This is a genomic window from Streptomyces sp. bgisy100 (assembly GCF_057709105.1).
Window position 1 is genome coordinate 59,080 of the sequence record NZ_JBYITE010000023.1, and the last position, 22,258, is coordinate 81,337.

The window sequence follows — 22,258 nt, forward strand, 5'->3', positions numbered from 1 at the left end:
GTAGGCAACGTCCAGGTCCCGCAGGGACTGTTGCAGGACGACTGCCGACACCTCGGCAAGCCAGGCGCGCTCGGCGGTGTGCTTGGCCTGGGTGATGCGACGGGGCACCTGTGGTCACCCTCGTACCTCTCCGCATCGTGCGGCGGAGCGCCGTTGGCGATCATCCGCCAGTACATCGAGCAGCAACAACGCCCACGCTGACGTGCACCTCAGAGCAGCCTTGGGATGCATTCATCCCTGACGTGAACGCGGGGGCCTTCTGCAAGAGCCCAGGTAACGCTCGTCACAGCACCGGGCCCTCTCCGGCACCGTCCGGCCACACCCCATCGCGGAGCAACCGCTCCACGGTGGGGTGTTCACGTTTTCCGCCGTGGTGCGCGCCGCCCCGTCATCTCAAAGAAGATCTTTGAATAGCTCAAAGTTCAAGTGTTACCGTGATGGGCATGACGACAGCAGCAGCGCACCGCATGGCCATGGGGCATCCGCTCATGGCGCGCCTGCCCGTCGATCTCTGCCGCTGTCTGCCCGCGGCCTGTTGCCGCAGCTGAGCGACAAGCATCGTCGGCGCTGCCGTCACCTCACGGCCCGCCGCACCCCGTGTCCCCCTGTTTGTTCCTTGCCGGAGTGTGCCCGTGTCCACCGAAGCCCCCGCCCCGCAGCCGGCTGCCGAGAAGAGACTCGGCAGCCTCATACCGAAGGTGCCGTTCTGGGCGCAGATCCTGCTGGGTCTCGTCCTCGGCGTCGTGCTCGGCTGGATCGCCCGCAGCGGCGACGTCGGCTGGCTGCTCACCACCCTCGACAAGACCGGCTCGATCTTCGTCCAGCTGCTGAAGCTGGCGGTGGCGCCGCTCGTCTTCTTCGCGATCCTGGTGTCCATCACCAATCTGCGGAACGTCAACAACGCCGCCCGGCTGGCGACCCGCACCCTGCTGTGGTTCATGGTCACCTCGCTGATCGCGGTCGCCATCGGGCTCGCCATCGGCCTGATCACCGACCCGGGCTCCGGCACCGGCCTCACCCCGAAGGACGGCGCCAAGCCCGATGAGGCGGGCACCTGGCTGGACTTCCTGACGGGCATCGTCCCGGAGAACGTCATCACGCCGTTCACCGAACTCAACGTGCTGCAGATCGTCTTCATGGCCGCCGTCGCCGGTGTCGCGGCTCTCCAGCTCGGCGAGAAGGCCCAGCCGATCCTGGACCTCAGCCGGTCCGTACTGGAGCTGCTGCAGAAGGCCCTCTGGTGGGTCATCCGGCTCGCCCCGGTCGGCACCCTCGGCCTGATCGGCTACGCCATCGCCACCTACGGCTGGAACCTGATCGGCAAGTACGCGACCTTCACCGCCGACGTCTACATCGGCTGCGCGCTGGTGATGTTCGGCGTCTACCCGCTGCTGCTGACGACGGTCGCCAAGGTCAACCCGCTGCAGTTCTTCCGGGGCGCCTGGCCCGCCATCCAGCTGGCCTTCGTCTCCCGCTCCTCGGTCGGCACCATGCCGGTCACCCAGCAGGTCACCGAGCGCCTCGGCGTGCCGAAGGAGTACGCCTCCTTCGCGGTGCCGTTCGGCGCCACCACGAAGATGGACGGCTGCGCGGCGATCTACCCGGCGCTCGCGGCGATCTTCATCGCGGAGATCTTCGGTGTGCACCTGGGCGTCGGCGACTACCTCCTCATCGCCTTCGTCTCCGTCGTCGGCTCGGCCGCGACGGCGGGTCTGACCGGTGCCACGGTGATGCTCACGCTCACCCTGTCCACGCTGGGCCTCCCGCTGGAGGGCGTCGGCCTGCTGCTGGCGATCGACCCGGTCCTGGACATGATGCGCACCGCCACCAACGTCGCCGGCCAGGCGCTGATCCCGGTCCTCGTCGCCGCCCGCGAGAAGATCCTCGACCGGGACGCGTACGCCGCCGCCGGCGGGGACGCCCCGCACGGCGCGGAAGCGGACGCGGAGCCGGCCCCGGTCGCCGCGTAACCTCCCTACCCAGCCGCGGAGCCCCCGATTTCCCCCCGGATCGGGGGCTCCGCTCCGTCCCGGACCACCACCGGGCGGACCGCGGCGGGTCCGGGCGCGGTGTACGGTCTGGTGTCGGCCGAAGTGCGAGGAAAGGGGAGGGCGGCGTCATGACTCCTCGACGGAGCCCCGGCCCCGACGCACCGACCTTCACCGAGCTGGCCCGCCGTCAGCAGATCATCGAGTGCACCATCGACCTGATCTCCACCCGGGGCTTTCCGGCGACGTCGCTGTCCGCGATCGCCGAGGAGGCCGGGATCTCCAAGGCCGCGGTGCTGTACCACTTCGCGTCGAAGGACAACCTCACCCGGGACACGCTGTCCTACGTGCTCCAGCAGTTCACCCGCTATGTGAACGAGTGCCTGGCGCACCAGGCGGACCCGCGTGCCGCCGTCCTGGCCTACGTCCGCGCGATGATCTCCTACCAGCAGGCCAACCGCCGCCACGTCCGGGTGATCACCGAGATGCTGCTGGACGACGCCGGCGGTACGCGGCTGAAGACACCCGGCTCCCATGACACGGCCGGCCGCTGGCAGGCGCTGGCCGATCTGCTGGCCCAGGGGCAGCGGGCCGGCCAGTTCCGGGAGTTCGCTCCGCAGGCCGTGGCGCTGGCGATCGGCGGCGCGATCGACGGCGTGGTCGCCCACTGGCTCTCGGACCCCGGCCTCGATCTCGACGCGGCGGCGGACGAGTTGGAGGTCTTCACCCTGCACGCCATCGAACGCCGCGACTGAGCCTTCCGCCCGGAGCCCCCCTGAGTCCTCCTCCCGTGAGCGGACCGGCTCCCCGCGGCGGCTCGCACCTGAGCGGCGGCCCCTATGTGGTGGCCCCTACGCGTCGGCCCGGGCGAAGTCCGGTGCGTGCTCGGGGCGGACGCCGATGCCGCCGAAGTAGCCGATCACGGTGCGCAGCGCCGGCACGCGCCGCACCAGCCGCATCGGCACCGGCAGCCGGTCCCCGTCGAGGGTGCCGTCCAGGGCGGGCCGCAGCAGCATCTCGTGCTCGCCCGCCTGCGACTTCTGGGTCAGGGCCATCGGCCAGTGGCGACGCCGCTGCACCCGTGCCAGGTCCCGTACGCCGACGGTGCCGCGGCGCAGCGGATCCGCGAGGATCCGGGCGGCCGCCACGGCATCCTGCACCGCGAGGTTCACCCCGACACCGCCGACCGGCGACATGGTGTGCGCCGCGTCCCCGATGCACAGCAGACCGTCGGTGTACCAGCGGCGGAGCCGGCCCACCGTCACCTCCAGCAGCTTGACGTCGTCCCAGGAGCGGATCGCGTTCGTCGCATGGTGGTCCCAGCCGAACAGGGCGCCCAGCCGCTGCCGCAGCCAGTCGATGTCGTTCTTCCGCAGCTGAGCGTCCTGTCCCTTCCTGATGAGGTAGGAGGCCTGGTAGTAGTCGCCGCGGTCCACCGTGACCGCGGCCTCGCCGTCCCCGAACAGCGCGAACACGCGGCCGCGCCCCGCTCCGGCGGCGTCCTGTCGCGGCACCCGTACCCACCAGACGTCCATCGGGACGTCGAACCAGTCCGAGCGCAGGCCGGCCGCCCGGCGCACCACCGAGTCCCGGCCGTCGCAGCCGACCGTCAGAGCCGCGGAGAGCTCACCGGGCGAACCGTCCGCGTCGACGTACGTCACCCCCGTCACCCGCCCGTCCGCGCTGCGCAGCCCGGTGACGGTGGTGCACATCCGCAGGGTGAACGACGGCTCGGCGGCGGCCGCGGTCGCGAGCAGGTCGAGGAAGTCCCACTGCGGGACCATGGCGATGTACTTGTGCCTGCCGGGCAGGCGCCGGAAGTCGGCGAGGGTCACCGGCGTCCCGCCGATCACCATGCGCATCTCCTCCAGCCTGCGCTGCGGCAGTCGGGCGAAGCGCTCGCCGAGGCCGAGCTCGTCCAGCAGCCGGAGCGTCGACGGATGCACGGTGTCCCCGCGGAAGTCGCGCAGGAAGTCCCGGTGCTTCTCCAGGACCGTCACCTCGATCCCCGCCCGGGCGAGCAGCAGCCCGAGCATCATCCCCGCCGGGCCGCCCCCCACCACGCAGCACGTCGTCTTCTCCATGGACCGCCCCTCTCGTCGAAACGCCCGTCCCACGGATCGGGTCGGCTCGTCCGGCCGCCCCGGTGTGACCGTCCGGTCAGCAATCTAACCGATCGGTCAGGAGTGCGAGGGGCGAACTCCGAAATCGACGTTCTGCGCCTGATGGTTCGTCCGACAGGCCGGCGTTTCCTCCTGGGAGCACGTCAACAGGGCGGATCTCGGCCGACATCCGGCACGGGTTCGGGCGCGACAACGACGGAGGCGGACCCGGCCCGACCGCGCCGGAACGCGATGCGCGGACAGGCGCTGAGCCTGCGGCGGATGCCCGCGCAACGGCGGTGTACTGGCCGGTCGGCCCCGGTGCAGCCGGGCGCCACCGTAGGCTTACCCGCGAGTAGGAATTGGTGGGGAGGCGGCCAGGGTGGGCGGGAAGACCAAGCGAATGCCCCGGGCGGTGAGAGAGCGGCAGATGCTGGACGCGGCGGTGACCACGTTCGCGCAGCGGGGGTACCGGGCCGCCTCGATGGACGAGATAGCGGAACTGGCGGGCGTGTCGAAGCCCCTGGTGTACCTGTATCTCAACTCCAAGGAGGAGCTGTTCGGCGCCTGCGTCCGGCGGGAGGCACAGGCGCTGGTGGAGGCCGTGCGGAGCGCGGTCGAGCCGGAGTGCGGGTCGGCGTCCCGGCAACTCTGGAACGGACTGCGGGGCTTCTTCGCGCACACCGCCGACCACCCCGACGGCTGGGCGGTGCTCAACAGCCAGGCGCGCACCCACGGCGAGCCCTTCGCCGACGAGGTGGCCGCCATGCGCGAGCAACTCGTCGCGTACGTGCGGCGGCTCATCGCCGCGGCCGGCTGCGAGGCCCGGGGCGCCCCGGAACCGGCCGAGCGGGAGACCGCCGGACTGGCCCACGCGCTGGTCGGCGCGGCCGAGTCCCTGGCGAGCTGGGCCAACGCCGCTGCCGGTGAACGCCCTTCGGCGCAGGAGACCGCGACCATCGCGATGAACTTCGCCTGGGCGGGGCTGCAGAACCTGATGGACGGCAACCGCTGGTCACCCGCTCCCTGAACGGCCTGCCGACCCGGACCGCTTCGTCGGTGACGACCTCGCCGACGGGGCGGTGCCCCGGATCCCGCCCCGCGGGCGGCTCGTTACGGCCGTCGGCCGGTCAGGAGGGGCAGCAGCGTTCGGCCTCCGCCTCGCCGTCCCCGGCGTTCTCCACCGACGGCCCGCGTCCCGCGGCGCCTTCCGTCAGCGGTCCCCGGGGCGTGCGGCCACCGGTCCGGTGCCCGCCGCCGCCCGCCCGGAGCGGTTCCCGGCGCCGTCCGCTTCGGTGGCGCCCCGGACGACCTGCCCGGCGAGGTGGATCCGCCGGCCGTCCGGACCGCCGCGCAGCTGAAAGGCCTGGCCGGCGGCGGCGTAGGTGACCGTCGAGGGGAGCAGGACCGGCGAGCGGAACTCGGCCCGGACGAAGACCTGTTCCGCCAGGGATGCGCCGGACTCGGCCACACAGCGGGCGAAGCTCCAGATGCCGTGGGCGATGGCCCGGGGGAAGCCGAGCGGCTTGGCGGTCCAGGGGTACAGGTGGATCGGGTGGTAGTCACCGGTCGCCGCGGCGTGCCGGCGCCCGAGGTCGGCGGGGAGCGCCCAGGTGGCGCGGGCCGGCAGCAGCTCCGCCGCGCGGGCGGTGCGGCGGGCCCGGTCCGGCCGGGCGGGATGTCCGCGGCGGGCGAGATAGGTGCAGCGGCCCTGCCAGACCAGCTCGCCGTCGCGCCGCGCCTCGGTCACGATCGTCGCCGTGGTGCCCCGGCGATGGGCCCGGAGCCCCTCCGCGTGCACCCCCAGCTCCAGGACGTCCTCCGTGCTCAGCGGGGCCCACTGCCGGATCTCCGCGGAGGTGTGGACCAGGCCCAGCAGCGGGAGCGGGAAGGCACGGTCGGCGATCAGCCGGGCGGTCAGCGGAAAGCCCAGGACATGCGGATAGGTGAGCGGCAGCGGCCGCGTCTGCGAGAAGCCGCACACCCGGGCGTAGGCACAGAGGCGGCCGAGGTCGATCCGGGCCTCGGGGATGACGAGCCGGGTGCCCGGCAGCGGGGCGTCCGCTCTCGGCCGCTTGCCGATGCCGGTCATGACGCCCTTGCCGAGGGCCGGCATCAGCCGCGGCGGGCGGGGCAGTCGGACAGCGGTCGAATCGGCCATGGGCCAACTCCTCACCATGGCTTGGGTGGCGCCGATTTACTTTCCAGTAAGGCTACTGAAACGGTCATGATCGGGTCGAGGGGCGGGAGCCCCGCGTACCGGGCATCGGGGGCGCCCATGACCGGATCGAGTGATCCGGGGGCCGCCGTCCGGCCGAACCGGGGGTCCGCACGGTTCGCCAGGGGATGTCCGGGAGCCCGCTCCGGGCCGGGCCCGGCGTCCCGTGCAGGCGGGGCGGATCTCGCCAGGGGCCCCCGCGCCGGGGCAGCGGAGATCGCCGGGGGCGCCACGCAAGGCAGGAGCCCCGCTCCACCGCCGAAGCGGTGGAGCGGGGCTCCTTGGGTACTGCTGCGTCGACCGCGATCGGCCGACCCCGGGGGAGATCCGAAGGATCAGACCGGGGTGACGTTCTCCGCCTGCGGGCCCTTCGGGCCCTGGGTGACGTCGAAGTTCACGGTCTGGTTCTCTTCCAGGGAGCGGAAGCCAGTCGCGTTGATCGCGGAGTAGTGGACGAAGACATCGGGGCCGCCGCCGTCCTGGGCGATGAAGCCGAAGCCCTTCTCGGCGTTGAACCACTTGACGGTTCCGGTAGCCATAAGCCCTCCTTGGGCCAAAGGGTTGCCCTGCTCCAGAACCTGCAAGAAGTCTGAAAACTACAAAAGCCTGCGGCGTCACATGCTCCGCAGGCTCTGTACTGCAAGGGAAACCAAACTGCAACTTGCCGTGAGCGTAGCACGGGGCGCTCAGCCGGAGAAAGAGGCGAAGATCACCCGAGGGTGGGGTTTCGTGCTGAGACTGCCCCCGTGGCCCGCTGTGGCATGGATTTCCCTGGTTTCAGGTGATCTGTGGTGACGTGTCCCGACCCTTTGTGTCCCGGCGTGTCGGGCGTGTCCCGCTCGCGCCCCCGCCACGCGCACCGGGGCCCCGGGTCCGGTGCCGCACGGCCCCTGGGGCTAGCCTCGCGCTGTGGACCATCCTGAGCGAGCTGCTGCCCCCGCCGTTGACGATCATCCTCGCACCCGGCCCCGGGTCGGCCACATCCAGTTCCTCAACTGCATGCCCCTCTACTGGGGCCTCGCCCGTACGGGCGCCCTGCTCGACTTCGAGCTGAGCAAGGACACCCCCGAGAAGCTCAGCGAGCAGCTGATCCGCGGCGATCTCGACGTCGCGCCGGTCACCCTCGTGGAGTTCCTGCGCAACGCCGACCGGCTGGTGGCCTTCCCCGATCTCGCGGTCGGCTGTGACGGGCCGGTCATGTCCTGCGTGATCGTCTCCCAGGTGCCGCTGGACCAGCTGCACCGGTCCCGGGTGGCGCTGGGCTCCACCTCCCGTACGTCGGTGCGGCTCGCCCAGCTGCTCCTCGCGGAGCGGTACGGCATCGAGCCCGACTACTACAGCTGCCCGCCCGACCTCGGCGTGATGATGCAGGAGGCGCAGGCGGCGGTGCTGATCGGGGACGCCGCGCTGCGTGCCTCCCTGCACGACGCGCCGCGCCTCGGCCTCCAGGTCCACGACCTGGGGCAGATGTGGAAGGAGTGGACCGGGCTGCCGTTCGTGTTCGCGGTCTGGGCGACCCGCCGCGACTACCTCGCCCGGCATCCGCGGATCGTGTCCTCCGTCCACGAGGCCTTCCTGGAGTCGCGTGATCTCTCGCTGGAGGAGGTCACGAAGGTCGCGGAGCAGGCCGCCCGCTGGGAGGACTTCGACGCCGGGCTGCTGGAGCGGTACTTCACCACGCTCGACTTCCGGCTGGGCGCCGAGCAGCTGAAGGGCATCGCCGAGTTCGCCCGCCGGACGGGGCCCACGACGGGCTTCCCGGCGGATGTCCGGGTGGACCTGCTGGGCGGCAGCCCGGCGGTGTAGGGGCTCCCGCGACGGAGTAGTGGCGCTCCGGCCGCTCCTTCGCAACCGGTGCGGGTCCTTGGCCCGGCCGGGCCGGGACTCACGGGTTGCCCCGTCTCGGAGGCCGTCGCGGTGGCGGTGGCCGTGTTCCGGACGAGCGGCCCGGCGCTGTAGGCGCAAGCCGGCGGGCCCGGCCCGCGCCCGGGGCCCGCTCGCGGCGACCGGTCCGTCCGGCCGTACCCGGGGCCGGAGTTCCGGGCTTCCGGAGCGGGTGGCGGCGGAGGGCGGGCGGCGCCGCGCCGGGGGCCACCGGGGCCGTCCGACCCCTGGCGTACGCTGGATCGGTCCGACTGTGCCATTTCGGGGGGCGACCCCCGGACGCCCGAAAACCCTCCGGAAGGGACGTCCCCGGTGAGCGAGAGCGCCGACCTCCAGTCCGTCCTCGACCGCGCCGCAGCCGGTGGCCGCATCACCCCGGAGGAGGCGCTCGACCTGTACCGGTCGGCGCCGCTGCACGCGCTGGGCGCTGCCGCCGACGCCGTGCGCCGCCGCCGCTACGCCGGCACCGAGCACATCGCGACGTACATCATCGAGCGCAACATCAACTACACCAACGTCTGCGTGACGGCGTGCAAGTTCTGCGCCTTCTACGCCCCGCCGAAGAGCGACAAGGGCTGGACGCGCGACCTCGACGACATCCTGCGCCGCTGCGCGGAGACCGTCGAACTCGGCGGCACCCAGGTGATGTTCCAGGGCGGCCACCACCCCGACTTCGGCGTCGAGTACTACGAGGAGCACTTCTCCGCGATCAAGAAGGCGTTCCCGCAGCTGGTCATCCACTCGCTCGGCGCGTCCGAGGTCGAGCACATGGCCCGGATCTCCGGGGTGTCGGTGGAGGACGCCATCACGCGCATCCACGCCGCCGGGCTCGACTCCTTCGCCGGAGCCGGTGCCGAACTGCTCCCCGCCCGCCCCCGCAAGGCCATCGCCCCGCTCAAGGAGTCCGGCGAGCGCTGGCTGGAGATCATGGAGACGGCGCACGGGCTGGGCGTGGAGTCCACCTCGACGATGCTGATGGGCACCGGGGAGACCAACGCCGAGCGGATCGAGCACCTCCGGATGATCCGCGACGTCCAGGACCGTACGGGCGGCTTCCGCGCCTTCATCCCGTACACCTACCAGCCGGAGAACAACCATCTGAAGGGCCGGACGCAGGCCACGCTCTTCGAGTACCTGCGGATGATCGCCATCGCGCGGCTCTTCCTCGACAACGTCGCCCACATCCAGGGCTCCTGGCTCACCACCGGCAAGGAGGTCGGCCAGCTGTCGCTGCACTACGGCGCGGACGACCTCGGTTCGGTGATGCTCGAGGAGAACGTGGTCTCCTCCGCGGGCGCCAAGCACCGCTCCAACCTGCGCGAGATCATCGACATGATCCGGGCGTCCGGGCGGGTCCCCGCGCAGCGCAACACCACCTACCAGCACCTGGCCGTGCACGACGACCCGGCGAACGACCCGGTCGACGACAAGGTCGTCTCGCACTTCTCCTCGACGGCGATCGCCGGCGGCACCGCGCACCCGGAGCTCAAGCTCATCGACGCGAGCTGAGCACCGCGTGCTGACCGTCCACACCGCCGACGCCCTCTGGCCGGGACCCGGCCGGGAGCCGGTGCCGGGCGGTGCGGTCGCGGTCAGCGGCACGCGGGTGGCGGCCGTCGGGCCGTACGCGGCGGTGGTCGCGGAACACCCCGGCGCGCGCGTGCGGCGCTGGCCGGGGCTGCTCACGCCCGGGCTGGTCAACCGCCGCGCCCCCGAACTGCTCGAAGCGATCTACCACCCCGATCCGCGGGAGGCCGACCGGCTCGGGACCGAGCCGGTGCGGTCCCCGGACCTTCTCGACGCGCTCGCACTGACGCCCGCGCAGTGGGCGGGCAGCGCCCGGCGCGGACTGCAGCGGATGCTGGGGCACGGCACGACCGCGGTGACCGGCCCGTTCCGCTCCCCGGCGGTCCGCACCGCGGTGACGCGCGCCGGGCTGGTCCTGCTCGCCCCGTCTGTGGGTGCGGGTGCGGGTGCCGGGGCTGCGGTTGTCGGTGCGGGGAGTGCCGGCCATGCGTCGCTCGACCCGTTGGACGCGGTGGGAACCGGGGTGCCGGGGGAGCTGCCGGAGGCGGTCCTCGCGGGGAGCCTGGAGCCCGGCGCGCGTGCGGACTTCGCCGTTTTCGACGTGCCGGTCGGGGAGTTCGACGTGCCGGTGGGGGAGGGTGCCGTCGGCGGGTACGCCGCCGAGGGGGCATCGGCCGTACCGGACGTGGACGTACTCGCCGCGGTGACCGAACTGGTCGAGCGGGGAGCGGGCAGCTGCGTCGCCACGGTGCTCGGCGGGCGGCTCGTCCACCGGCAGCGCTAGCCCGCCTGGGGGTCTCCTTCGCCGGCAGGGCTCGTTCGCGCGTCCGCGTGGGGTTCCGGAGCCGGACGAGCGCGTCGGCCGAACGGATTTCTGCGCTTTCCGTAGGACAGCGGCGGGTGTCAGTGGCCTGACGTACGCTCATATGTCCCGGAACACACGGTCGTTGCCGGGAACCGGCAGGGTGGTGGCATGAGTCCGTACCGACGTCGGTGATCTCCTAGTCACGGAGGGCGATATGCCGCCGTTCTGCCCCCACTGCGCAACAGAACTTCCCGCTGAGGCCCGTTTCTGCATGGCGTGCGGACGGGAAGCCGGGCAGGCGGCCGACACCTCCACACCCCCGCCGTCGCGCGGAGGGGCCGCCGACCAGGAGGGGATAGGCGGGGAGCAGGGGCCGGACGGCGCGGCGGATCACGGGCCCACGGCGTCGGTGTCCACGACCCCGGGGTGGGTGGAACGTGAGCCCGCCGCCCCCGAGTCCGCGGACCGTGCGTCGGTGGACCAGGAGTCCACGAGCGGTGAGTCCGCGCGGGACGGCGAGGACGATCACGAGCCGACGGTGGTGGCTCCCGCCGCGGCGCAAGCCGTCGGGCCGCCCGCCGCTCAGCCCGGTGAGGTGGACCCCCACAGCCCGACCGTGGCCGGGATGCAGCATCCGGCGCCGACGTTGATCGGGCCCCGGGCGCAGCCGCCGCCGGCCCAGGGCGGTGTGCCGGCTCCGCCGACGCTGATAGCGCCGCCCTCGCCCCGGCCGCCCGCCGCCCGTAACCGCCTGGTCACCTGGGGAGTCCTGGTCCTGGCCGCCTTCGTGGTGGGCGGCGCGGCCACGGCGGGGGCCCTCGTCCTGCGCGGCGGTGACAAGGGCGGCACGGTGGCCGGGCCCGGGGGCGCCAAGCCCCCGGCGGCGCGGAGCGCGGCCCCGGCCACGCCGGGGCCCGGTGCTTCGACGGCGGACGCCGTCCCGTCGGTCTCGGCCGGCGTTTCCCTGCCGGTGCAGTCCCCGTCGTCGACCGCCCCCGCCGCGGTGCCGGCCACCTCCGGCCCGGCCTCGGAGGCCGGGCTCCCCGAGAACTACCGGCTGGCCCGCGATCCGCAGGGCTTCTCCCTCGGGGTTCCCCGGTTCTGGCAGCGGGAGGTCAACGGCGGTCAGATCGACTACCGGGGCACGACCGGCAACTCGTATCTGCGGATGGGCATCCGCAGCACCGCCCAGTCCTCCTACGACCACTTCCTGGAGCTCCAGGACATCGTCAGGAAGAAGAGCGCCGACTACCGGAACGTGGAGCTGACCGAGAACACGTTCCAGGGGCGCCCCGGCGCGCGCTGGGAGTTCACCTGGACCGAGAAGGGCACCGGACGGACGATGCACGCCATCGACCAGTCGTACGTGACCGAGGACGGCACCGAGTACGCGATCTACTTCCAGGAGCGGGACGACATGTGGCGCGTGGCCCGGGAGGTCTTCGACGTCGCGCTGAACACCTGGTCCGTGGGCTGACACTGCCCGGGGAGCGGGGAGCGGGGAGCGGGGAGCGGGGAGCGGCGAGCCGGGCTGGCCGGCCCCTCCTCCGTCCCGCGCCCGCCCCGCTCGTCCGCCCAGCGCCCGAGGACCGGCCGCGCAGGCGCGCCACCTCGGCCGCCGTCTCCGCGCCCGCGCGCCCGCCCCGCTCGCCCGCCCCGCGCATCCGCGAACCGGGCCGGCGCCGTTCCGTCGGGCCCGCCGAGCCCCTGCCGTCGCCGGCCGGGGCCGCCTGCCAGAATGGGGCGCGTGACCCGAGCCTCCCTGGACAAGCAGCCGCACGAAGTCGCCGCGATGTTCGACGATGTGGCGGCCAAGTACGACCTCACCAACGATGTGCTGTCGCTCGGCCAGGCACGGCTCTGGCGCAGGGCGGTGGCCCAGGCCGTCGCCGCCCGCCCCGCCGAGCGGGTCCTGGACCTTGCGGCCGGGACGGCCACCTCCTCGCAGCCCTTCGTCGAGGCCGGGGCCTACGTCGTGCCCTGCGACTTCTCCATCGGCATGCTGCGCGAGGGCAAGAAGCGCCACCCCCACATGCCGTTCACCGCGGGGGACGCCACCCGGCTGCCGTTCGCGGACGCCTCCTTCGACGCGGTCACCATCTCCTTCGGGCTGCGCAACGTGCAGGACACCGACACGGCCTTCGCCGAGCTGCTGCGTGTCACCAAGCCGGGCGGCCGGGTCGTGGTGTGCGAGTTCAGCCACCCCACCTGGCAGCCGTTCCGCACCGTCTACACCGAGTACCTGATGCGGGCCCTGCCGCCGATCGCGACCGCGGTCAGCAGCAACCCCGACGCGTACGTCTACCTCGCCGAGTCCATCCGGTCCTGGCCGGACCAGCCCGCGCTCGCGGCGCGGATGCAGAAGGCCGGCTGGTCGAAGGTGGCGTGGCGCAATCTCACCGGTGGCGTCGTGGCGCTGCACCGGGCCGTCCGTCCCTGATGGAGCCGGACTACCAGGCCGTACTGGAGCAGGTCGCGGAGGACATCGCGCCGCAGATCGGCCACGGCCGCCCCGCGGAGTACATCCCGGCCCTGTCCTCGGTCGACCCCCGGCGGTTCGGTATGGCGCTCGCCGATGTGCACGGGCAGGTGTACGGGGTGGGGGACTGGCAGGAGCCGTTCTCCGCGCAGAGCATCACCAAGGTCTTCACGCTGGCGCTGGCCCTGGCGCGCGGCGGCGACAGCCTGTGGCAGCGGGTGGGCCGCGAGCCGTCCGGCAACCCGTTCAACTCGTTGGTGCAGCTGGAGTACGAGAACGGCATTCCGCGCAATCCGTTCATCAACGCGGGCGCTCTGGTGGTCACCGACCGGCTGCATGGGCTCACCGGTGACGCGCGGGGCGCCCTGCTGGACTTCCTGCGCACGGAGAGCGGCAACGACCGGCTGGACTTCGCGCCCGAGGTGGCCGAGTCGGAGGCCGGGCACGGCGACCGCAACGCCGCCCTGGGCTACTTCATGGCCAGCTGCGGCAACATGGACAACCCCGTGCCGACCGTCCTCGACCACTACTTCTGGCAGTGCTCCATCGAGATGAGCTGCGCCGACCTGGCGCTCGCCGGGGGCTTCCTGGCGCGGCACGGCGTGCGGGCGGACGGCACGCGGCTGCTGACCCGGAGCGAGGCCAAGCAGGTCAACGCGGTGATGCTGACCTGCGGCACCTATGACGCCGCGGGCGAGTTCGCCTACCGGGTGGGCCTGCCGGGCAAGAGCGGCGTCGGCGGCGGCGTCCTCGCGGTGCTGCCGGGGCGGGCGACGCTGTGCGTGTACAGCCCGGGGCTGGACGCGCGGGGGAACTCGGTGGTGGGGGTGGCGGCCCTGGACCGCTTCACCACCCTGACCGGGCTCTCCGTCTTCTGACCTCCGCCCCGGCGGGCGCATCGCAGGATCGTGCGCGCCGCCGGCGCGCAAGCCCCGCCGGAGTGCGAGCCCCGCTGTGTCGGGAGCTTCGCAGGATCGCGCGCCCCGCCGAATCGCGTGCACGGCCGGGCCGGGGGCTCCGCCGGATCGCGCCCCACCGAAACGTGCGCCCCGCCGGAACGCGCGCCCCGCCGGGTCCCGCGCCGGCCGGGCCGCCTGCCGGGCCCCGCCGGGCCCGGCGCCGGACGTCATCTTCCGATGGGCAGCCCCACCGGCTCTTTGATCCGCTTCATCACGATCTGCGAGTTCACCTCCGTCACCCCCGGCAGCGCCGTGATCCGCTCGATCCACAGCCGCTCGTAGGTGTCGATGTCGGCGACCGCGATCCGCAGCAGACAGCCGGGGCTGCCGAAGAGCCGGTACGCCTCGACGACGTCCGGCAGGTTCTGGAGCGCCTCCTCGAAGGCCTCCACGCTCTCCCGGTCCCGCCGCACCTCCACCGAGACCAGCACCTCGAAGCCCCGGCCGACGGCCTTCGGGTCGACCACGGCGCGGTAGCCCTGGATCACCCCGTCGTGCTCCAGCTGCCGCACCCGGCGCAGGCAGGGGGAAGGGGTCAGGCCGACCCGCTGGGCGAGCTCCTGGTTGGTCAGCCGGCCGTCCCGCTGGAGCTCGCGCACAATGCTGCGATCGATCTCGTCCATGTGAGCAATTATCTGCCACGTTCCTTCAATGGAATGTGAAATTCAGCCATCCAATGCCAAGCAGAAACGCCTATTCTTGCCCGTTGGCCGTATGCAGCACGGTATGGACGGGAAGAGGGTGAGCAGGGCATGCGACGAGTCGTCGTGGTGACCACCGGCGGGACGATAGCCAGCCGCTGGCAGGGCAACGGGTACGCCGCCGACGCGGCCGGACAGGACGTGCTCGCCACGGCCGCCCTCCCCGAGGGCGTCGAGGCCCGGGTCGTCGATCTCTTCACCGTCAACAGCCCCCGGCTGACCACCGGCCATCAGCTCGTCCTGCTGCACACCGTCCACGAGATCCTTCAGGACCCGGCCGTCGACGGCATCGTCGTCACCCATGGCACGGACACCCTGGAGGAGTCGGCGTTCCTGCTCGACCTCCACCACGGCGACCGCCGCCCGGTCGTCTTCACCGGCGCCCAGCGCCCGCTGGAGGCCGCCGACGGCGACGCCGCCGGCAACCTCTACGACGCGCTGCTCACCGCGGCGCACGTTCAGGACCTCGGCACCCTCGCGGTCTTCGCCGGCCGGGTGCACGCCGCCCGGGGCACGGTGAAGACCCAGACCGTGGCCGCCGACGCCTTCGCCGACCCGTCGAACGCCGCGGTCGGAAAGATCGGCTTCGGCCGCGTCGAGGTGCTGCGCCGGCCGGTGCGCTCCGAGCCGCTGGCGCTGCCCGCCGCGGCCGCCGAGGTGCCGCGCGTCGACATGGTCATGCACCACACCGACGCCGACCCGATGCTCTTCGACGCGGCCGTGCAGGCCGGGGCGCAGGGCATCGTGCTGGTGGCCACCGGCGCGGGCAACGCCACCCCGGAGTTCACCGAGGCCGTGGACCGCGCGGTCGCCCGCGGGGTGCTGGTGGCGCTGACCACCCGGGTCCCGGCGGGCCCGATCACGCCGATCTACACCGGTGGCGGCGCGGTGGACCTGATCGCCGCGGGTGCCGTGCCGACCGGCACGCTGCGGGCGGGCCAGGCCCGGATCGCCGTGCTCTCCGCACTGCTGTCCGCCAAGGACCCGGCCGAGCGCACCGCCGTCCTGCAGCGCATCGCGGACCCCAGCACCTCCGACGTCCCGGTGGTGGAAGCCGGCTGACGGGCCGAGGCGCGCGCCCGTCTCCCGCGCCTCCGACCGCCACCGCCGACCGCCTCCGGTGCCCGCTCGTCCCCGTTCCCCAGCAGCCGCCCGCCCGGTGCCCGGCCTCCGCCCCGTCCAACTCCCCGCACCTCGGCGGCTGCGGACGCTCGCCCGACTCCCGGCACCCCGGCGGCTGCGGACGCCCGCCCAACTCCCGGCACCCCGGCGCTTCCGGACGCCGGCCCGACTCCCCGCACCCGGCGCCGTCCGGACGTCCGCCGACGCTCCGGAACGGCCCACGCTCCGGACGGCCCACGCTCCGGACGGCCCACGCTCCGGAACACGGGCGAAAGCCGCCGTGCCTCCGGGCCCCGGCCCCTCCGCGGACGGGCCGGGGCGACCGGGTGCCGTGCCACCGTCCGGAGGGCCCGTTCTAGACTGCGGAGATCCCGTTTTCTCCGCCGTGAGCGACGCCCGCCGAGAGCACCAGGAGTGCCGACGTGACCGACACCGACCTCAACGAGCGCAGCGCCGATGTGATCGTCGTCGGGGCCGGGCCAGCCGGGTCCACCACCGCCTACCACCTCGCGAAGGCCGGACTCGACGTCCTGCTCCTGGAGAAGACGGCCTTCCCCCGGGAGAAGGTCTGCGGTGACGGCCTCACCCCGCGGGCCACCAAGCAGCTCGTCGCCATGGGCATCGACATCTCCGAAGAGGCGGGCTGGCTGCGGAACAAGGGCCTGCGCATCATCGGCGGCGGCGTCCGGCTCCAGCTCGACTGGCCGGAGCTCGCCTCGTTCCCGGACTACGGACTCGTCCGCAAGCGCGACGACTTCGACGAGCAGCTCGCCCGCCAGGCGCAGAAGGCCGGCGCGCGGCTGTACGAGCGCTGCAACGTCGGCGCCCCGGTGCTCGACGCCCGCACCGGCCGGATCACCGGAGTCGAGGCGAAGCTCGGCGAGGAGAAGCTGCCGGTCACCTTCCACGCGCCGCTGGTGGTCGCCGCCGACGGCAACTCCACCCGGCTGTCCCTGGCGATGGGGCTGCACCGGCGCGAGGACCGGCCGATGGGCGTGGCGGTGCGGACGTACTTCACCTCGCCCCGGCACGACGACGACTACCTGGAGTCCTGGCTGGAGCTGTGGGACCGGCGGGACGGCGCCGAGCGGCTGCTCCCCGGCTACGGCTGGATCTTCGGCATGGGCGACGGCACGTCCAACGTCGGCCTCGGCGTGCTCAACACCTCCGCCTCCTTCAAGGAGCTGGACTGGCGCGAGGTGCTCAAGGCCTGGTGCGCGTCGATGCCGGAGGACTGGGGCTACACCCCGGAGAACATGACCGGTCCGATCCGGGGCGCCGCGCTCCCGATGGCGTTCAACCGGCAGCCGCACTACACCAAGGGCCTGCTGCTGGTCGGTGACGCGGGCGGGCTGGTCAACCCGTTCAACGGCGAGGGCATCGCCTATGCGATGGAATCCGGGCAGATCGCCGCGGACGTCATCACCCAGGCACACGCCCGCGCGACGCCCGCGCAGCGGGAACTCGCGCTGCGCGCCTACCCGAAGATCCTCAAGGACACCTACGGCGGCTACTACACGCTCGGCCGGGCCTTCGTGAAGCTCATCGGCAACCCGAAGGTGATGAAGGTGGCGACCCAGCGCGGTCTGACCCACCCGATGCTGATGAAGTTCACGCTGAAGATGCTGGCCAACCTCACCGACCCGTCGGGCGGGGACGCGATGGACCGCATCATCAACGGACTGAGCAAGGTGGCGCCGAAGGCGTAGCGCGCGCCCGCCGCACAGGGCCGCCGGACATCGCGGCGGCCCGTCGGCGGCGCCGCGCACCCCGTCCGGGACGCGTAACGCCGAGGGCCCGACCGGAAGTCCGGTCGGGCCCTCGGCGTGTCCGGGCGCCGGGCGCCCGTTCCGCTCTGCTCAGAGCACGCGGCGCGCGCTCGTCGGCGGGTAGTCGTCGAGGTTCTGCTTCACGACGCCCTTGCTGGGGTTGGCGGCGTCGATGTACTGGCCGTCGCCCACGTAGACGGCCACGTGGTAGGCGCTGCCGGTGCCGCCCCAGAAGAGCAGGTCGCCCTGCTGGAGGGAGTCCAGGGACACCTCGGTGCCGGTGGTCGACTGGTCCTGGGAGACGCGCGGCAGGTCGACACCCACGGACTTGAACGCGGCCTGGGTGAGGCTCGAGCAGTCGTACGCCGACGGGCCGGTGGCGCCCATGACGTACGCCTTGCCGAGCTGGGCCTCGAGGAAGCTCAGCACCTGCGCGGCGCTGCCGGTGGCGGAGGAGGAGGCGGCGGGGGCGCTCAGGGTGGTGCGCTCCGCGGAACGGGAGGCCCGCTCCTTGGCGGCGGCCTCCGCCTTGCGCTCGGCCTCAGCCTTGCGGTCCGCCTCCTGCTTGGCCTTCTTGGCGGCCTTGCGGGCGACGTCCGCGGCCCGGTCCTGCTGTTCCTGCAGCTCGGCGCGCTGCTGGTAGTCCAGGGCGGCCTGCTCGGTCGCCGCGGAGGACTGGGCGGCCGCGTCGGCGATCGCGGTGGTGACCGTGGGGAGTTCCGCGGTCTCGGCCGCCGCGGGCTCGGCGGCCTGGGCGCCCGACGCGCCGGTCACGGCCAGGGTGCTGAGGACGCCGCCGGCAACTCCGGAGCGCAGCACCCACGAGGTGGCGGTACGGCGGGGCTTCCGGCGGCTGGGTATGTGAGCGGTGTGGGACATGGAACCACGGGTATCAGGGGGCCGCGGTTACCTTCAAGAAACGTGTGCTGCGCCACACTTGTCGCGTACGCGTCGAGATTTGACCCCTATGGATCTTCGCGGGCGCCGTGCGGCACGGAGTCCGCTGTTCCGCTCACATCCACGATCTAGGCGTTTCGTCGTTTCGCCCGAATTGCTCGCCGCTTACCACCGCTTGCCGTCGGTGGCCAAGCAATGGATTTCCGGCGGGTGAACCGGGGTGGGATAGCTAACAGATCGCCCGCGAATTGAATGCGGTGTCCCCGTCTGTGAACGCATGCACGTACCGGCGATCTTGTCCGCTTCGCGGCCTGTTTCCGTCACGTCCGGTCACGCCCGGTCACATCCGGCACCGGTTCATGCGCTCGACCCCGCTGCCCCCTTGGGTGCCCGGCGACGGCCCGTCGACCCCTCCGTCGCGATCTTCACGCGGGCGGGTGGCGTCTATTTATCAGCTGACGGCGTCCGGGGCGAATTTGCCAGTAAGGCTGCCCTTTGCTAGGGAACCCCTCGCCTGACCAGCGGCAACACCCATGATTGTCACACCTGGTAACGGCTCGGACGCTTCGCGTATGAAGATCACCGCTCATCCGCCTTCATGATCGTTCGTCAGGTGGTGGAGATCACAAACTCCCTGCCTCACCCGTGTCGCAGATCACAGACCGACGGGCATAGGATGCAGGCGACTCGGGCTTGTGAACTGCCTCACATAGCAGCGATCTTCGTGTCGGCAGTGCGCATGTCCGGTCACGGTCCGCAGTCATCGTCGACTGGAAGGAGCGAGGAGCGTGAACGCCTATGCGCCCATCCTCGTGCTCGGCGCCCTCGGGGCAGGCTTCGCGATCTTCTCCGTGGTCATGGCCGGCCTCATCGGCCCCAAGCGCTACAACCGGGCCAAGCTCGAGGCATACGAGTGCGGAATCGAGCCGACCCCGCAGCCGGCCGGCGGCGGGCGTTTCCCGATCAAGTACTACCTGACGGCGATGCTCTTCATCGTCTTCGACATCGAGATCGTCTTCCTCTATCCCTGGGCGGTCAGCTTCGACGCCCTGGGACTGTTCGGGCTCGTCGAGATGCTCCTCTTCGTGCTCACCGTCTTCGTCGCCTACGCCTACGTCTGGCGTCGTGGCGGCCTGGAATGGGACTAGGGGCCACAACATGGGTATCGAGGAGAAACTGCCGAGCGGTTTCCTGCTGACGACCGTGGAGCAGGCCGCGGGCTGGGTGCGCAAGTCCTCCGTCTTCCCGGCCACGTTCGGCCTCGCCTGCTGCGCCATCGAGATGATGACCACCGGCGCCGGGCGCTACGACCTCGCCCGCTTCGGCATGGAGGTCTTCCGCGGCTCCCCCCGCCAGGCGGATCTGATGATCGTGGCCGGCCGGGTGAGCCAGAAGATGGCCCCGGTGCTGCGGCAGGTCTACGACCAGATGCCGAACCCCAAGTGGGTCATCTCCATGGGCGTCTGCGCCTCCTCCGGAGGCATGTTCAACAACTACGCGATCGTGCAGGGCGTCGACCACATCGTCCCCGTCGACATCTATCTGCCCGGCTGCCCGCCCCGTCCGGAGATGCTGCTGGACGCGATCCTCAAGCTCCACCAGAAGATCCAGGGCGAGAAGCTCGGCGTCAACCGCGAGCAGGCGGCCCGCGAGGCCGAGGAAGCGGCGCGGGCGGCCCTGCCCACCATCGAGATGAAGGGGCTGCTCCGGTGAGTGAGAACAACGGCGTCAACCCCGACCAGGACCTCAACGCCCAGAACCTGCCTGGCCAGCGGGGGGACCACGGCGAGGTCATCGGCACCCGCCGCGGCATGTTCGGCGCGAACAACGGCGGTGACACCAGCGGCTACGGCGGGCTCGTCCGGTCGGTGCGGCTGCCCGGCGCCGCCACCCGGCCCTACGGTGGGCCGAAAGGCGGTGACGGGGCCGGGGAGTTCGACGAGATCGCCGACGAACTCGAGGGCGCCCTGGAGGAACAGGGCCTGGCCCCCGGGAACGCCATCGAGAAGACCGTCGTCGACCGCGACGAACTGACCTTCCACATCGCGCGCGAGCACCTGCCCCAGGTGGCCCGGACCCTCCGCGACGACCCGGCGCTCCGCTTCGAACTGTGCACCGGGGTCAGCGGAGTCCACTTCACGGGGGACAAGGGACGGGAGCTGCACGCCGTCTACCACCTGCGCTCGATCACCCACAACCGGCTGCTCCGGCTGGAGGTGAGCGCCCCCGACAGCGATCCGCACATCCCGTCGATCGTCCCGGTCTACCCGACCAACGACTGGCACGAGCGCGAGACGTACGACTTCTTCGGCATCGTCTTCGACGGCCATCCGGCGCTGACGCGGATCATGATGCCGGACGACTGGCAGGGCTTCCCGCAGCGCAAGGACTACCCGCTCGGCGGCATTCCCGTCGAGTACAAGGGCGCCCAGATCCCGGCTCCCGACCAGCGGAGGTCGTACACCTGATGTCTGCATCGCACGCGACGCCTCCCGCCAGCGCACGGGAGACCACCGAAGGCACCGTCTACACCGTCACCGGCGGGGACTGGGACGAGGTCGCGGCCGCCGCCGCCAAGGCGGACGACGAGCGGATCGTCGTCAACATGGGCCCGCAGCACCCGTCCACCCACGGCGTGCTCCGGCTGATCCTGGAGATCGACGGCGAGACGGTCACCGAGGCCCGCTGCGGCATCGGCTACCTCCACACCGGTATCGAGAAGAACCTCGAGTACCGGACGTGGACCCAGGGCACCACGTTCGTCACGCGCATGGACTACCTCACCTCGTTCTACAACGAGACGGCGTACTGCATGGCGGTGGAGAGGCTGCTCGGCATCGAGGACGAGATCCCGGACCGGGCGACGGTCATCCGGGTGCTCCTCATGGAGCTCAACCGGCTCTCCTCCCACCTGGTGTGCATCGCCACCGGCGGCATGGAGCTCGGCGCCACCACGATCATGATCTACGGCTTCCGCGACCGCGAGATGGTCCTGGACCTGTACGAGCTGATCACCGGCCTGCGGATGAACCACGCGTACATCCGGCCCGGCGGGCTGGCCCAGGATCTGCCGCCCGGCGCGGTCGACGCGGTCCGCGAGTTCGTCAAGAAGATGCGGAAGAACCTGCCGGAGTACGACAAGCTCGCCACCGGCAACCCGGTCTTCAAGGGCCGCATGCAGGACGTCGGCCACCTGGACCTCGCCGGCTGCATGGCCCTCGGCGTCACCGGACCGATCCTGCGCTCCGCCGGACTCCCGCACGACCTGCGCAAGGCGCGGCCCTACTGCGGTTACGAGACCTACGACTTCGAGGTGCCGACCACCGACACCTGCGACGCGTACGGCCGCTTCCTGCTCCGGCTGGAGGAGATGCGGCAGTCGCTGCGGATCGTCGAGCAGTGCCTGGACCGGCTGGAGCCCGGGCCGGTGATGGTCGGCGACAAGAAGATCGCCTGGCCCGCCCAGCTCGCGCTCGGGCCCGACGGCCTCGGCAACTCGCTCGACCACATCAAGAAGATCATGGGCACGTCGATGGAGGCCCTGATCCACCACTTCAAGCTCGTCACCGAGGGCTTCCGGGTGCCGCCCGGCCAGGCCTACGCGGCCGTGGAGTCGCCCAAGGGCGAGCTGGGCGTGCACGCGGTCAGCGACGGCGGCACGCGCCCGTACCGGGTCCACTTCCGCGACCCGTCGTTCACCAACCTCCAGGCCATGGCGGCGATGTGCGAAGGCGGCCAGGTCGCCGACGTCATCGTGGCCGTGGCCTCCATCGACCCCGTGATGGGAGGCGTCGACCGGTGACAGAC

The 22,258-nt window shown here is 72.0% G+C and carries 20 protein-coding genes and 2 pseudogenes; 17 read left to right on the plus strand and 5 right to left on the minus strand.

Annotated elements, in window-relative coordinates:
* Positions 1 to 102: 102 nt before the first annotated feature.
* From AC3EQ1_RS17390 to AC3EQ1_RS17400, 3 genes and pseudogenes are all read left to right on the plus strand, one after another.
* A pseudogene (locus tag AC3EQ1_RS17390) lies at positions 103 to 201 on the plus strand (transposase); the annotation flags it as partial.
* Between the two features lie 431 nt (positions 202 to 632).
* Entirely contained in the window at positions 633 to 1,970 is a 1,338-nt protein-coding gene (locus AC3EQ1_RS17395) for a dicarboxylate/amino acid:cation symporter (RefSeq protein ID WP_432095219.1), read from the plus strand.
* A 149-nt stretch (positions 1,971 to 2,119) separates the two neighbouring features.
* Entirely contained in the window at positions 2,120 to 2,743 is a 624-nt protein-coding gene (locus tag AC3EQ1_RS17400; protein WP_432095220.1) for a TetR/AcrR family transcriptional regulator, read from the plus strand.
* A 96-nt stretch (positions 2,744 to 2,839) separates the two neighbouring features.
* Here the strand turns inward: AC3EQ1_RS17400 and AC3EQ1_RS17405 are convergent, their stop codons facing one another.
* Positions 2,840 to 4,072, minus strand: a complete 1,233-nt coding sequence (locus tag AC3EQ1_RS17405; RefSeq protein WP_432095221.1) for an FAD-dependent oxidoreductase — start codon at positions 4,070 to 4,072, stop codon at positions 2,840 to 2,842.
* A gap of 421 nt (positions 4,073 to 4,493) precedes the next feature.
* Between AC3EQ1_RS17405 and AC3EQ1_RS17410 the strand changes: the two genes are divergently transcribed.
* On the plus strand, positions 4,494 to 5,120 hold the full coding sequence (locus AC3EQ1_RS17410) for a TetR/AcrR family transcriptional regulator (protein WP_432095246.1): 627 nt from the start codon (positions 4,494 to 4,496) through the stop codon (positions 5,118 to 5,120).
* Positions 5,121 to 5,303: 183 nt separating this feature from the next.
* Here the strand turns inward: AC3EQ1_RS17410 and AC3EQ1_RS17415 are convergent, their stop codons facing one another.
* Both AC3EQ1_RS17415 and AC3EQ1_RS17420 read right to left on the minus strand, forming a co-directional pair.
* Positions 5,304 to 6,251: a MaoC family dehydratase gene (locus AC3EQ1_RS17415; protein WP_432095222.1), complete on the minus strand. Its 948-nt coding sequence runs from the start codon at positions 6,249 to 6,251 to the stop codon at positions 5,304 to 5,306.
* A gap of 392 nt (positions 6,252 to 6,643) precedes the next feature.
* Complete coding sequence (locus AC3EQ1_RS17420) at positions 6,644 to 6,847, minus strand: cold-shock protein (protein WP_351507791.1); 204 nt, start codon at positions 6,845 to 6,847, stop codon at positions 6,644 to 6,646.
* Between the two features lie 370 nt (positions 6,848 to 7,217).
* Here AC3EQ1_RS17420 and AC3EQ1_RS17425 point away from each other — a divergent pair, with 370 nt between their 5' ends.
* The 7 genes and pseudogenes from AC3EQ1_RS17425 to AC3EQ1_RS17455 all read left to right on the plus strand — a co-directional run bounded on the left by AC3EQ1_RS17425 (position 7,218) and on the right by AC3EQ1_RS17455 (position 13,881).
* Entirely contained in the window at positions 7,218 to 8,114 is an 897-nt protein-coding gene (locus AC3EQ1_RS17425; RefSeq protein WP_432095223.1) for a menaquinone biosynthetic enzyme MqnA/MqnD family protein, read from the plus strand.
* Positions 8,115 to 8,504: 390 nt separating this feature from the next.
* Positions 8,505 to 9,701 (plus strand): cyclic dehypoxanthinyl futalosine synthase, encoded by a 1,197-nt coding sequence (gene mqnC, locus AC3EQ1_RS17430; protein ID WP_432095224.1) that lies wholly within the window; start codon positions 8,505 to 8,507, stop codon positions 9,699 to 9,701.
* A gap of 7 nt (positions 9,702 to 9,708) precedes the next feature.
* Positions 9,709 to 10,503 (plus strand): amidohydrolase family protein, encoded by a 795-nt coding sequence (locus AC3EQ1_RS17435; protein WP_432095225.1) that lies wholly within the window; start codon positions 9,709 to 9,711, stop codon positions 10,501 to 10,503.
* 235 nt (positions 10,504 to 10,738) lie between these two features.
* A pseudogene (locus AC3EQ1_RS17440) lies at positions 10,739 to 10,807 on the plus strand (zinc-ribbon domain-containing protein); the annotation flags it as partial.
* Between the two features lie 147 nt (positions 10,808 to 10,954).
* Entirely contained in the window at positions 10,955 to 12,001 is a 1,047-nt protein-coding gene (locus tag AC3EQ1_RS17445; protein ID WP_432095249.1) for a hypothetical protein, read from the plus strand.
* A 270-nt stretch (positions 12,002 to 12,271) separates the two neighbouring features.
* Complete coding sequence (locus AC3EQ1_RS17450) at positions 12,272 to 12,964, plus strand: demethylmenaquinone methyltransferase (protein WP_432095226.1); 693 nt, start codon at positions 12,272 to 12,274, stop codon at positions 12,962 to 12,964.
* Positions 12,964 to 13,881 (plus strand): glutaminase, encoded by a 918-nt coding sequence (locus AC3EQ1_RS17455; RefSeq protein ID WP_432095247.1) that lies wholly within the window; start codon positions 12,964 to 12,966, stop codon positions 13,879 to 13,881. Before AC3EQ1_RS17450 ends, AC3EQ1_RS17455 begins: the two co-directional genes overlap by 1 nt.
* Positions 13,882 to 14,129: 248 nt before the next feature.
* On the opposite strand, the gene AC3EQ1_RS17460 is transcribed toward AC3EQ1_RS17455, so the two are convergent.
* Positions 14,130 to 14,585, minus strand: a complete 456-nt coding sequence (locus tag AC3EQ1_RS17460; RefSeq protein WP_432095227.1) for an Lrp/AsnC family transcriptional regulator — start codon at positions 14,583 to 14,585, stop codon at positions 14,130 to 14,132.
* Between the two features lie 129 nt (positions 14,586 to 14,714).
* Between AC3EQ1_RS17460 and AC3EQ1_RS17465 the strand changes: the two genes are divergently transcribed.
* Both AC3EQ1_RS17465 and AC3EQ1_RS17470 read left to right on the plus strand, forming a co-directional pair.
* Positions 14,715 to 15,725, plus strand: a complete 1,011-nt coding sequence (locus AC3EQ1_RS17465) for an asparaginase (protein WP_432095228.1) — start codon at positions 14,715 to 14,717, stop codon at positions 15,723 to 15,725.
* 482 nt (positions 15,726 to 16,207) lie between these two features.
* Positions 16,208 to 17,494, plus strand: a complete 1,287-nt coding sequence (locus AC3EQ1_RS17470) for a geranylgeranyl reductase family protein (protein WP_432095229.1) — start codon at positions 16,208 to 16,210, stop codon at positions 17,492 to 17,494.
* Positions 17,495 to 17,644: 150 nt separating this feature from the next.
* Here the strand turns inward: AC3EQ1_RS17470 and AC3EQ1_RS17475 are convergent, their stop codons facing one another.
* Complete coding sequence (locus AC3EQ1_RS17475) at positions 17,645 to 18,433, minus strand: C40 family peptidase (RefSeq protein ID WP_432095230.1); 789 nt, start codon at positions 18,431 to 18,433, stop codon at positions 17,645 to 17,647.
* An 806-nt stretch (positions 18,434 to 19,239) separates the two neighbouring features.
* Between AC3EQ1_RS17475 and AC3EQ1_RS17480 the strand changes: the two genes are divergently transcribed.
* The 4 genes from AC3EQ1_RS17480 to AC3EQ1_RS17495 are packed head-to-tail and all read left to right on the plus strand — an operon-like array spanning position 19,240 to position 22,253.
* Complete coding sequence (locus AC3EQ1_RS17480) at positions 19,240 to 19,599, plus strand: NADH-quinone oxidoreductase subunit A (RefSeq protein WP_351507769.1); 360 nt, start codon at positions 19,240 to 19,242, stop codon at positions 19,597 to 19,599.
* A gap of 10 nt (positions 19,600 to 19,609) precedes the next feature.
* Positions 19,610 to 20,164 (plus strand): NuoB/complex I 20 kDa subunit family protein, encoded by a 555-nt coding sequence (locus AC3EQ1_RS17485; protein WP_351507767.1) that lies wholly within the window; start codon positions 19,610 to 19,612, stop codon positions 20,162 to 20,164.
* Positions 20,161 to 20,919, plus strand: a complete 759-nt coding sequence (locus tag AC3EQ1_RS17490) for an NADH-quinone oxidoreductase subunit C (RefSeq protein WP_432095231.1) — start codon at positions 20,161 to 20,163, stop codon at positions 20,917 to 20,919. Before AC3EQ1_RS17485 ends, AC3EQ1_RS17490 begins: the two co-directional genes overlap by 4 nt.
* Positions 20,919 to 22,253, plus strand: a complete 1,335-nt coding sequence (locus AC3EQ1_RS17495) for an NADH-quinone oxidoreductase subunit D (RefSeq protein WP_432095232.1) — start codon at positions 20,919 to 20,921, stop codon at positions 22,251 to 22,253. The genes AC3EQ1_RS17490 and AC3EQ1_RS17495 overlap by 1 nt, the downstream gene beginning before the upstream one ends.
* Positions 22,254 to 22,258: the final 5 nt, after the last annotated feature.